11 protein-coding genes are annotated in these 12,352 nt (G+C 41.0%); 4 read left to right on the plus strand and 7 right to left on the minus strand.

All coding sequences use genetic code 11. The features are described from left to right. Positions 1-160: 160 nt before the first annotated feature. The 5 genes from PBAL39_RS08975 to PBAL39_RS08995 form a co-directional block, all read right to left on the minus strand. Positions 161-1,369 (minus strand): NHL repeat-containing protein, encoded by a 1,209-nt coding sequence (locus PBAL39_RS08975; RefSeq protein ID WP_039866324.1) that lies wholly within the window; start codon positions 1,367-1,369, stop codon positions 161-163. A gap of 138 nt (positions 1,370-1,507) precedes the next feature. Beyond that, positions 1,508-2,023: a YkgJ family cysteine cluster protein gene (locus PBAL39_RS08980; protein WP_157273953.1), complete on the minus strand. Its 516-nt coding sequence runs from the start codon at positions 2,021-2,023 to the stop codon at positions 1,508-1,510. A gap of 5 nt (positions 2,024-2,028) precedes the next feature. Further along, positions 2,029-2,889, minus strand: a complete 861-nt coding sequence (locus PBAL39_RS08985) for a sulfotransferase domain-containing protein (protein WP_157273954.1) — start codon at positions 2,887-2,889, stop codon at positions 2,029-2,031. Then, positions 2,882-3,763: a hypothetical protein gene (locus PBAL39_RS08990; RefSeq protein ID WP_008240543.1), complete on the minus strand. Its 882-nt coding sequence runs from the start codon at positions 3,761-3,763 to the stop codon at positions 2,882-2,884. Before PBAL39_RS08990 ends, PBAL39_RS08985 begins: the two co-directional genes overlap by 8 nt. A 7-nt stretch (positions 3,764-3,770) precedes the next feature. Continuing rightward, a complete protein-coding gene (locus PBAL39_RS08995; protein ID WP_008240544.1) occupies positions 3,771-4,646 on the minus strand; it encodes a hypothetical protein in 876 nt (291 codons plus the stop codon). A gap of 106 nt (positions 4,647-4,752) precedes the next feature. Here PBAL39_RS08995 and PBAL39_RS09000 point away from each other — a divergent pair, with 106 nt between their 5' ends. The 4 genes from PBAL39_RS09000 (at position 4,753) to PBAL39_RS09015 (ending at position 9,447) form a co-directional block, all read left to right on the plus strand. Beyond that, a complete protein-coding gene (locus PBAL39_RS09000; protein ID WP_232282922.1) occupies positions 4,753-5,019 on the plus strand; it encodes a lasso peptide biosynthesis PqqD family chaperone in 267 nt (88 codons plus the stop codon). A gap of 67 nt (positions 5,020-5,086) precedes the next feature. Then, positions 5,087-6,931, plus strand: coding sequence for an asparagine synthase-related protein (locus PBAL39_RS09005; RefSeq protein WP_008240546.1), 1,845 nt, complete (start codon positions 5,087-5,089; stop codon positions 6,929-6,931). A 291-nt stretch (positions 6,932-7,222) separates the two neighbouring features. After that, entirely contained in the window at positions 7,223-7,645 is a 423-nt protein-coding gene (locus PBAL39_RS09010; RefSeq protein WP_008240548.1) for a lasso peptide biosynthesis B2 protein, read from the plus strand. A 29-nt stretch (positions 7,646-7,674) separates the two neighbouring features. After that, on the plus strand, positions 7,675-9,447 hold the full coding sequence (locus PBAL39_RS09015; protein ID WP_232282923.1) for an ABC transporter ATP-binding protein: 1,773 nt from the start codon (positions 7,675-7,677) through the stop codon (positions 9,445-9,447). Positions 9,448-9,449: 2 nt separating this feature from the next. On the opposite strand, the gene PBAL39_RS09020 is transcribed toward PBAL39_RS09015, so the two are convergent. After that, on the minus strand, positions 9,450-10,649 hold the full coding sequence (locus tag PBAL39_RS09020; protein ID WP_008240551.1) for a nucleotidyltransferase family protein: 1,200 nt from the start codon (positions 10,647-10,649) through the stop codon (positions 9,450-9,452). A gap of 78 nt (positions 10,650-10,727) precedes the next feature. Beyond that, positions 10,728-12,350 carry a hypothetical protein gene (locus tag PBAL39_RS09025; protein ID WP_008240553.1) on the minus strand — a complete coding sequence of 541 codons (1,623 nt, stop codon included), beginning with the start codon at positions 12,348-12,350 and terminating at the stop codon, positions 10,728-10,730. Positions 12,351-12,352 lie beyond the last annotated feature (2 nt).

A 12,352-nucleotide genomic window follows, 5' to 3' on the forward strand; every position in this document is an offset into this window, starting at 1 on the left:
CAGGTTTTTTTATACCTAAGGTTTTCAAAGTCAGCGCCGGATCGTCAGGATCTTTCTTGACGCAGAACCGGGATGTTAACTATCCTGCGCCTGCAGGTGCTGATTGACTATGATGTTCAGCAGCAGAAATAGACACAATATCCTCATTATATTGACGGAATTATAGCTGTTTGAAAACGAGAATTCTTCTGGCGTATATATCACTGACAATTACATCCTCATTGTTGTTCACTGCCAGACCTGGTATCTGTCCTGTAAATTCGCCTCTTCCAATTTCTTCACGAACTTCTCCATTCTCATCTGTTTTCATGACAAAACCTGAGCAGCACAGATAGAGTTTGTTATTCTTTGCCTTAATCGCATTCACAACCGATCCCGCATTCCAAAACTTTAGAAAATTTCCAGATTTATCATAAACACGAACCTGACTGTTTCGGGGAGAGGTTACAAAGATTTTGTCGTTGAGGTAACAAATCCCGTATGGATAAGGCCCATCAATTTGTTCGTCTGTTTTTACTGCCGCGGTGAATTGAAGTATGTAGTTCCCATTCTTATCATATTTCTTAACCGCATTATTTTGACCATCTACGATGTAGATATTCTCATCATCATCAAGCGTAATCTCTTCAATATTTCTAAATTGACCAACACCAGTACCGTAAGTTCCCCATTCTTTAATCACATTCTTCTGAGCATCGCGTTTTAAGACATAGGAACTGCTTTGTGTTCGCGTAACAATTGAACTTCCATCATTCAAAAAAGCAACTGCTCTTGCCCCGCTACCAGTAAAGAAAATCTCCTTAAAATTTCCATTTGCATCGAACTTCTGTACTCTATTGCCTACGTCATCGCAGACATAGATATTTCCTGCACCATCAGTCTCCACATGCATGCCAAATTCAAACTGCCCTGGCCCCGTTCCTTCAGATCCGAAGTGAAAGGCTTTGCTATAAGTTTTACCAGTAGTATAACCGTAATCAACGTCACTGAATCTGCTATATGCAGTGGCTGAATTATACACCATCACTTTGTAAAACACCTTCTCTAAAGGAAAAGTTGAGGCCAAATCCGTGAAGGTCGTATCTGCAGTTTCCTTCAATAAAACATATTCATCTTTGACTCCATCAAACTTAAACAACTTATAGTTCTTGGCTAATGGAATCGCAGTCCAGGATATGATTATTCTATTTCCATATTTCCCCTTACTTACGGTTAGTCCAATGGGACGGTCCAGATCAGTGATTGGAGTTGGAAGGGTATCAGGGACAACTTCTTCTACAGGGTCAACATTAGGATCTTCGGTTTTTTCGCATCTGCTAAAGCAGAAAATGAGGAGCATTGCGGTCAATACAGAGAGGTAACTTTTCATGGAACCAAAGATACACATCAAGGTAATTCTTCAAAACTTTCTTGCTGTTAATTGGCAAAGGGTTATGTAACAAAAACACTTCACATTTATCATCAAAGCCAAACCCAACAATTACGATGTCATGGATGAAATTTTATACTATACTTTTTTCGGAATCCCACGGATTTCTTTCAGCAGTTGTTCAAACTTAATAATAAGCAATAAGAGCTTTCCATATCTCCGCATGGCTTCCCGATCCCCGGCTTGCAGCACTGCCTTGACATTGTCAACAATTTTATAACACTGCATCCCCTTGAATTCTGCAAAATCTGATGCCAGACTTATGATCTCCTGTCGCAAGGATAATGTTTTCCGAATCTGCAATTCTGCCTCTTCAAAAGTCAATTTATTGTTGTTGACCTTTTTCAGTGGTTTGCAGAAATAACCGTTACAAACCTTTGGCTTGTATTGATCATAAATGCTGCAACAACCCTTAAAAAAATGGCATGGCAGCTCGAAGTTAAATCCTGGACCCTCTGTAAGCACAGAAAATCCTTTACTCGCAGCGACGGCCATTTCAACTTCATCCCTTAAATGCGCAGTTAAAAACAACGTACCATCACAGCACATCCCACAGCTCATGCATAACGCGGAAATACGATCGTCCTGCTGCATCTTTCCTAAACTAAAACCTCTCCTTTTTCACTAATGTAACCATATCGAACCAATGTAGCATAGTTAACGTCAATAATCATTCTCACTTCCTCAGCACTTAATTCCTGCTGCCAGCCTCCAACCTTGCCGGAGCGAAAAAAGCTATCCACCTTTAACGGAGCTTCTCCAAAGCCTTTCTCTGACTCTTGCTTCTTGATTTTATCAAATGAAGTTTTATCTATTGCGCTTAAGATGTCTTCGGAAGAATGACTTAGTCCAAGATAATCAATAACTTTAGAAAAAGTATCAAAAGGCTTGCTGATCATCTCTTCATATTTTATAACCTGGATATTGTCGCGATGTGCGTTTGTCCAGCTATCTACATGATTGCTCCAGGTTCCCATATATTGAGATAACTGATAAGTCAACTTATTTCGGGAATTTGAAAGCGTATATTGATTATCGCATAAGGCCTTCACCGCTTCGGCAATTGTGGACCTATTGTGATTGGCGAGTGAGGCTGCAATATCAAATGGATTTCTGATTACATAAATAACCCCTCTGGTAATCTGTCCGGGGAACAACATTATGCCCTCTCTAAAGCATGCATCGTGAACTTTGCATAACAAAAATTCTTTTTTTGACGTCTGAGCCCATCGATGATACATCGCACTACGGATTTCCAGCAGGTCTTCCTCTGGAATGGCCGAAGAGGGCATTCCGAGAGACTGATCCATGATTAGCCTCGACGAGATGATCCCGTCTGTTTCCATCTCATTGATATCTGGTTCCTCCTTAGTCAGGGCAGTAAAAAACAACCTCATCCAGGTATTGCCAGACTTCGGGTACGAAGCAAGCCAAACGGGTTTAACAGAATTATTAAGCACGGGCCAATTCCTCCAAAAAAGCCTGATAATTGATTTCCAGCTTTTCTTTTCTCTTTACCTGAAAACCTTCAACCTTCACTTTAGCCGCAATAGCCATGACCTCCTTAAATTGTTGCTGCGGGTTGCCAAATACGTCAGACATCCAGGGCTTAAAAATATTTGCTCTGATGAGCTCGATCTTCTTAAGTCCCTTCGGCACGACGGCCAGGGGTCGTTCCCCCAGTATAAAAACCTTACTCAAGGGTACGCCCTCGATAGGTAAATTGTTGTGAACAGGGTATAGATATTTTTCCAGGTCACCACGTAACTTTGTTAAGTTTGCCGTATCAACATTCAATTTCGCAAGGGTGTCTTTCCAAAGCATCAAATACGGAAATGAGGGGTAAACCAGCACTTCTCCATCTACAACTTTCACATTGCTGATATCGTCAGTCAGGATTGAATAGCCATCCTCGTTTAGTTTTGCCAGAAGAGCCGATTTTCCCGTACCGGAGATTCCGGATAGCATCACTGCTTCATTCTGAAAAACAAATGCACCACCATGAATGGGAAGAAAGCCTCTCTGATGACTAAGGGCAGCAAAAGGGAAAGACAGCACCTGCTTTTCCACATCATGGCAATCTGCATGTTCCAATGCCTGAATGGTAATTGTTGTTCCAGCTTCAACTAAGTATCTTCCTATCCTTGGAATTTTTAGCAGCAACTGACCTGCATTAGCTTCTATGAAGGGAAAATCCACTACATTTTCTTCAAGAGATTCAGGAACGGTGCCATGTATGACGCTGGCTTCAACAGGTAGGTCGGTTTCCGGCAAGTAAGGATAATAAATGTCTGTGGCAATAGTGATACCACCAATTCTATATCTGTATTTCATTTATTTGCTATTGATTAATCAACAGATTTTCTAAAAACAACAGTCCCTCATCCATACTGTTTTCCGTCCTTGGTCTGATAAAATGATACATGGGAACCTGCCCGGAGATCAGCAGCAATAAAGGCCTCAGTTCTCTGAAAAAACCTGTACGGCTGAGCATCTTCCCTCTGTAGACATGTGGTTCCAGTGCTCCCGGTTTTTCAAATCCATTTATAGGCTCCAACCTTGGGTCGCTGTCCTGAAAAGCAGGAAAAACGATAGCTGAAAGTTCAACCCCTGTATGATCGGTGTAAGTTAGTGGAAAAGCATATTTCTCTTTGACCGAGGAAAGCAGCTGAAAATCGAGCTTTGATTTTCCTAACAGCTCCAGACTTTCAGGCGTCATTTTTATCCTTGGCACACCAGGGTAGGCCATAATCTTACCGCTGTCGTCTTTTCTCAGTGCAACAACGTCGTCTGAAAGCACTGTATAGTCCTTTAGTGCAAACCAGGCAGCCAGACTGGATTTCCCTGTTCCGGAATGACCACAGAACAATACGGCTCGGCCTCCTATGACTACGCATGCAGCATGTAAACTCATGGCTCCTGACAATGCTGACATCAGCATGTTGATCGTTCCAAGAATATACATCTGAATATAACCCTCCGTTGCCTGTTCGGGTGGAAGATAGAAAATATGTTTGCGGTCCTTCACCACAATAACACCACCATCACCTAACTTTACACATAACCGATCATCATTTACTGAAGAATTGAAATCCGGCAATTCTTGGACGACAGAAAGGTAGTAGTCTTCGTCTCGTTCAGCAGCAATTAGTTCGCGAACTTCAATATTACATTCGAATACCAGACCGGATAAATGGTACTTAAATTTACAGGGCATATCCACAAAGATAAAACCATAAGCTTTTAAATGCTATGATTAATTATATTTTTGTAATGATTAAATTTTCTGCAAAAAATTTTTAAAAACAATGGATAAAATACAGTTGAGCACCTTAATAGAGAGAAATCCGGAGATCATGGCAACCGCCATAGATGGTGAGTTCGTAATGATGAGCATTGAGACTGGAAAATATTACGGGCTCAACAATATAGGCTCGAGAATATGGGAACTCATTGAAAAAAAATCGGACGTTACATCAATATGTCATCAGCTAACAGAAGAATATAACGTTATAGAAGATGAGTGTAACCAACAAGTTATTGAACTGCTTGAACAGATGAAAGCTCAAAACATCATCAACACCTACTGATGTGAGGAGTTTAATTTATGGCTTCTTAAACCTAAAAGGACCAATCCGGCCTTCCATTCCTGAAAAGATGGAAAAAGCAATTCTTCCTGATCACTGGAGTCAAAAAAAAATATGGCTGCATGAGAATATTGCCTTAGGACATATCTCCAGAAAAACAGAGATCAGCCTGCCGCAAGATCAGCTTCCCTATACTGAAGGAGAATATACCATTGTCTGTAGCAGCAGGATTGATAACCGGGAATTGCTTTGCGGCAAACTTGGAGTTCCTAAATCTCTGCAAACTGACATCCCTGATGCCCTGATTGTCCTCAAAGCATATCAGAAATGGGGCAACGATTGTCCGCCGGAGATTGAGGGAGAGTGGGCCTTCGGCATCTGGGATAACAACAAGAAAGAACTCTTTCTTGCACGTGACTTGTTGGGTAATACGGGCATATTCTATTTTCATCAACCAGGATCAGCTTTTGTCTTTTCATCATCGGTAAAGGCTTTACTGGCTTTAGATGAAATCCCAAAGATACCAAATGATGCATTTATTGCAGGCCGGCTAGCAAATCACCTCTCCCAATTCCAGGATACTGCCTATTCGGGAATCTATGCGCTTGAATCCGGGTATTCCTTAACGCTCAAGGACAGAGAGCTGATCAAACGAAAACATACTACACTAAGGGCTTCTACTATAACAGGGATGAGCAAACCCGAGGATTACATAGAATCCTTCCTTGAACATTATCAGCGCGCGGTTGATCTGCGCATTAAGGATCAGGACCGGGTAGGCGTTACCTTAAGTGGCGGACTCGACTCGGGTTCAGTGTCAGCTCTTGCCGCTACATCATTAAAAGATCGGGGACAGAGATTATCTGCCTATACGTCAATACCGCTTTTTGACACCAGTTTAATGACTACCGATGGAAGGTTCGGTGATGAACGTCCTTATGCTGATGCAACTGCTGATTTCCATTCCAATATAGACATGAATTATATAGATGGAAAGGATGTATCAATTTTAGATGGCATCTACAGGCATCTGGAGATCCATGATTCTCCTGGATATGCAGTCCCTAATTTCTTCTGGATTATCGCTATTTTGGAAAAGGCCCGGTCGCATGGAATTCAGACATTACTGACAGGACAAGGAGGAAATGGTTCGGTGTCCTGGACAGGAAGCCCTATCAGAATGTCAATTCCAACGATATGGGACAGGGTTATGCGTAAAGAGATCTCGAAAACCAGTGCATTAATTAATTTATTGAAGTATGCTATGCCCGATTTTATGATCCATTTATATCGTGGCAGACCAGCAACAGCTCATTTGCCAATTCTGATTCCCGCAAAATCACCAATAAATGCTGATTTTGCGGATCGTATTGACTTACGAGGGCTTTATCATACAGGCTATTTCCATAAAATTCCTAAAAAATTTAACACCCCAATAGATAAAAGACTTGCTATCATTTCCCCGGAGAATCAGAGACCGGGCAACGCCTGGCAGGAGAGTGCGTTTGCATTTGATATGGAAATACTGGATCCAACAAGAGACCGGAAATTAACTGAATTCTGTCTGGGTATACCAGATACTTTATATCATGACGGAAAATATGATCGCCTGGTTATTCGACAGGCGATGAAAAATTTACTCCCTGATAAGGTCAGATTAAATCAAAAAAGAGGAAGACAGGCCGCTGACAGTCCTTACCGACTACAACAATTGCACAAAGAAATGGAAAGCCTTTTAGAAGCATTTCAACGATCTGAAATTGTTTCCAAACGGATCGATCTGACAATAATGAAATCCTCTCTGAAAGTAATTACACATCATGTAGATAATGTAGATATAGATCTGCATTGTTCTATTTTATTACGCGGAATTACCACAGGATTGTTTCTATTAAGGTTTGAAAACAAAATTTAAATTGCTACTTTCGGCATAAGGTCTCAACATCGAGAACAAATTATAAAAACTAGATTATGCAAGAAGAAAAAAAAATCAACTCACAAGAGGAGAAAAAAAGCTGGGAACAACCTAAACTGACTGAGGGAAACATTGATGAGTTAACTTTAAACAACTCGTTCGACTCCTTAAACAAATTTGACGGACTTTGGTACACGTCATAGAGCAACGCGGGTTTAAGGTTTTCTAAATCAACCTTACGCCCGTTTTATTGAAACGCACTGGCTCAATATCATTACGATCACATTAACTTTGTTAAAAAAATTATTCAGTACTCCACTTCGCGCTTACATTGATGTATTTGAATGTATTTTCACATCCGCAATAGTACGTCTTGTTATTGGCTTTCTTCCTTTGAGAAAATTTGCAGGCCATCTTGGCACTGAAGTAAAAAAGGAAGAGCTCCCTCCTTCCGCAGCATCGAGTATTAATGTTGCCAATGCAGTTTCACGATCAGTACGGGTCATTCCATGGCGATTTAAATGTTACGAGCAGGCATTCACTGCTAAAGTAATGTTGCGCCGTAGAAAAATTGGGACGCTACTGTTTTTTGGTGTCAGAAAAGATCCTGTTACAAGAAACATAGAAGCCCATGCCTGGCTGAAAGCAGCCGACAGAATTGTCACCGGGGCAAAAGGCAGCAAATCATTCGAAATTATTGCCATATTTGAATAAAATTCCACTACAACATACCCCGTAAAAGATTGAAGATCAAACCAGCCCTTACCTTATTCTTCGAAGATCTAAGACGCATGGCTGCGCTCGTATGGTTATCGGATAAGAAAAACACACTGATCAACCTCTGTCTTCAGGCAGCACTTTCTTTTTTTCCGGTCGTCACACTTTACCTGATCAAAACATTAATTGAAAACCTGACAAGTGGCAAAGCTGAACTTGGGCATATTTTTCAACTCATCATCATGTTCGGTATTACGCAGCTGTTGTTGGCAATTTTTACACAATTCAGCACTTATATTGGAACCATCCATCAACAGAAATTAACAGATCACCTTTCCGGAGAAGTGCTGACAAAAGCCATTTCCGTAGATTACAGCTACTACGAAAACCCTACATATCACGACAACCTCCATTTAGCTCAGCAACAATCTGTACATAAGGCTACCCAACTGCTCAGCAACTTCAATTCATTGCTGCTCAACAGCTGCTCGCTTGTAATGCTGGTTATACTTTTTTTCAGCATGAATAGTTTGTTTGGCCTGTTATTCATGGGATTGTCTATTCCGCTTGCTGCGATAAAATGGTACTCCGGGATGATGTTTCTGCGGTTGGAAAAAAGGTTTGTACCTGCTGAACGGGAGGCATCCTACCTGCATCAGGTGATCACCGGAGTGAATTACGCGAAGGAGGTGCGGATATTCGGATTTGGAAAAATATTCATTGATAAGTATAATAAAATCCGTTCCTATATACATGATGAGAAAAAGAAGCTCCACCTGAAACTCACCATATTCAGCGTCCTGGCAGAAACTTTTGAGGTGGTAGCGATGGTAGTCATATTTGGTTTGCTGGCAGAACAGACCTGGCAGGGACAGGTCAGTATCGGGCTATTTGTTCTGTACTTACAAGGCTTTCAGAGACTTCAGACAACTTCCAGGGGATTTTTACAATCCCTGGTAAACATCTTTCAGCAGCGGATTTTCCTGAAGGATCTTTTCACATTTTTGGCGTTACCTGCGATTACTAAAAATAAAGGAATGAACTTTCCTCTTTCTGGAAGTGGTCTTGAAATCAAGGATGTTTCTTTTACCTATCCCGAAACGGAAAATCAGATCCTTCATCAGGTTTCTATGCGCTGCAAGCAGGGAGAAATCATCGCTATCGTTGGCGAGAATGGCTCAGGCAAATCCACATTGGTAAAGTTACTGGCGAGGCTATATGCCAATCAAACAGGAGAAATCACCATTGGTGGGCTTCCAATCTCAGGAATTGACGATGATTCATTTCATAAAAACAGTATTTTTCTTTTCCAGGACTTTGAAAAGTATTTTTTTAGCGTAGAAGAGAATATTAAGCTTGCTACAGCACACGAAGAGATTACCGGAGACAGAATGATTAATGCAGCAAGGCTTTCTGGTGCTCATGATTTTATTACCGGACTAAAAAATGGCTATCAAACCAGGATGGGCAGAATCTTTGACGGCAGCAGCCAATTAAGTGGCGGGCAATGGCAAAAACTGGCCTTAACAAGAGCTTTTTATAAAGATGCAAAGTTAATTATCCTGGATGAACCGAGTAGCGCATTGGATCCCCAGTCAGAATTTGACCTGTTTCGCAATATAAAGACCATAGCAAAAGAAAAGGTAATTATTATGGTATCGCACCGGCTTTACAATTTGAAGATGGCAGATCGCATCTATGTAATGGACAAGGGAAGTGTTGTTGAGGAAGGGAGTTTTGAAGAGCTGATTCAGCACAATGGAACGTTTAAGAAGCTGTTTGAGCTGCAGCGGTTGTAATCCTATCTTTTATTACCCGTAATCAGGTTATAGGTTAATCGGAAAGGCTTCAGAAGGAACATTACAGGTAAAAGGTATACAGGCAAACGGAAAACTTTGATATCATTGGTATTCGGAATCAGCAAATATGCGAGGATTCTCATTTTACGTTTGAGACGACTGAAAATCTTATCGTCATAAGTTAATGCTCCACGAATACCATTGAAACCCAGATTCTCCGTTTTCTTTATCAAAGGAAAGGCAATTGGAGAATTCAATGAAAACCCTTTAGCAGCAACCTCATTTGCTAAACCATCAATACGAATACCAAGCAATTGATCTATAGCGTTCAGTCCGCCGTAAAACAGGCCCCGGTGTCCGAATTTCTCCAGGCTATCACTGAGCAGCTTGTGATCAATATCCTTGCCGTTCCGATGAATCAGACAAGCCAGGTCGATCAGATATTTAAAAGAATACAAGTGGTCTTTAATCAGATGGTTTGAACCGACGCAAAGCAGCTCATAGGTCGGTGACAACTTACAAAGTTCCCGTCCCTCATAAAGATACCTCTGTAAGTGGGGAGCAAAAAAGGAATAATGTTCAAAATCTCCATGATAGCGGTCGAGCAACTTCCATTGTACTTCTATAGAACAATTGATTTGCAGGCTATCCTTTGGCGTCTTAAATACCAGTTCCTTAAAAAAAAAGAGAAAATAATTTAGAAAGCCATCCGGCACATCGGTCTTAGCTTCAAAGCGCTTTCCCTGGAAATAGTTCCGGATTTTTTTGACGTCATCTTTGTTCACCAGCAGGTCTATATCACTACCCTCCCTTGTACCCAGAGCAGGATAGTAAGCAGCGGCAAAACTGACTCCTTTATATGGAATCACCTTAATGTCTAATGCTTCAAAGTCACGCAAAATAGCTACCAACTGTGTCATGTGATGCATGTTGATCATACTCCTCCTGATTGCCTCTTGCTTTATCATGGTACGGTATGCGTCAGGAATGCTGAGCGGCAATTTACTAATCAGATGATAAACAAAGGAGCTGATCGAATGACTCTTTAGCAGCTTATAAAACAACTCCCAATCCATATCAGCACGCTGAATAAACTGCTCAATATTTTCAGCCGTCTCTGTTCCGAACTGATATCTGGAGCAGAGAATCACTAAAATTTGTTCATGATTATAGCGTTCCTTAAGTTGGTCTAATGTGAACATGAGTAGTTGAAAATTCAATTGAAAACTCCTTCATGAATAAAGAAGTACAATAGCTCTGTAAGTAAATGACAGGAAAGATTAAAAATCCTGATATAAATTCCTGAATGTACTTCTGAGCCCGAAAGTAATCAGTCCGGTACTTGTCCTGCCTATGTCTGCGCTTTCTCTACGATAGACGCCCCCTAATTCGAGACGAAGGTTGTATTTGGGATTCAAAAGATAAGATACCCTTGCCTCACCAAAATACAGATTGGTTTTAATACCCTGACCGATAAAATTTCCATACTGAGACTCTACGGAATTATAACTTTTAAAAATATCTTTCCCATAATTCTGATCATCAGCATCCTGTCCATATCTGGCATACATCAGCTGTCCTTGAAAATCAAATCTTCCGTAGCTATAGTTCATAATGCCCAATAGCTCTCTGAAGTTTGCACCCATTGGATGAGCCAGTGGCTGGTTCATGGCTGCATAATTGGAGACCCGGTCAAAGTGGGCATAAGTATACGGCCGGGCAGTATTAAATTCCGCCAGATAATTCAGACCCTCAACTTTAAACAGGTCCGCACCCCTTAGGCCGACTTGCAGTGCCCATTTGTTAGCCCAATAGCCCTTATTGCTGAAGAACTCCTTTGCAGTAAATTCATCGATCATAAACTGACCATAAACTGTAGTCTTATCCAGCACCTCGTATTTTGCATTTAACCCAAGACGCATTTTATCAGGAGAAGTGGTATTTGCACTCTCTACGGAACGCAGGAATATGAACGGGTGAACATAGTTGAAATCGAAACCTCTTTTCCCTTCAACTTCCGCATCAGCCCATGTCACTGCCTGGAAGAAACCAATGGAAAATCTGTTAGTAGCATTCCAGTCAAGATAGTGCATAGCTGCCCATTTTCCTCTATCGCCCAGCCTCCTGTCATTGGTCAGCTTTGGAGCTCCGGGATCCAGCATATAGCCGAAAATAGTTTGGTATTGAATATTTCCCAGCGATGCCCTTACACGAAGAAAGGAGTAATTTGCAGCAACGTCAGATAACAACATTGATCTGTAACCATCTCCTATAAAGTTCTTGTCATAACCTAATGCAACATTCAAATGTTTATTGGGTGTGTACGAGAGTAACGCCGTCACGTATGACCAGTCTTTTGTTTTATTGCCGAGCTTGCTACTCGCCATCTGACTTGGGATCACCTGATTTTTATCGATAAAATCGGTTAGATAATTTGCAAAAACCGCTTGATTTTCAAATCCATTGGTATAAAAAGAGAACTTCTCTCCTACCTTCCCACCAATCTGAAATCCCCTGGTATTTAACCAGGTCGTCTTACTTTCATTAAATTCCCTGCCAATCTGAAAATCAGGTAAAAAGTCTGCATACACTTCATAATCTTCATCCTTGAAGTTAAACAAGTGCTCCTCTGTGATCTTCCTCCGCACCCATGATCTCCTGTTTAAAGAATCTGTTCCCATTTTCATCAGATGCTCAAAGCGGTTCATCAAGAGAGAATCATCCGCGTAAAACCCTTTTATGGATGAGTGTGAACGTGTATTGACATCATAAACGGATTTATTTAATTTTTGATAAAACTGGTACGAATAAGGAATATTTACATTGGGTGTCTGCGCTTTTGCACCAATGCATACTAGAAAAAATATGCCGAAGCATATCAGGTATTTAAATTTAAATTTCATGT

Source organism: Pedobacter sp. BAL39 (assembly GCF_000170795.1).
Lineage (GTDB): Bacteria > Bacteroidota > Bacteroidia > Sphingobacteriales > Sphingobacteriaceae > Pedobacter.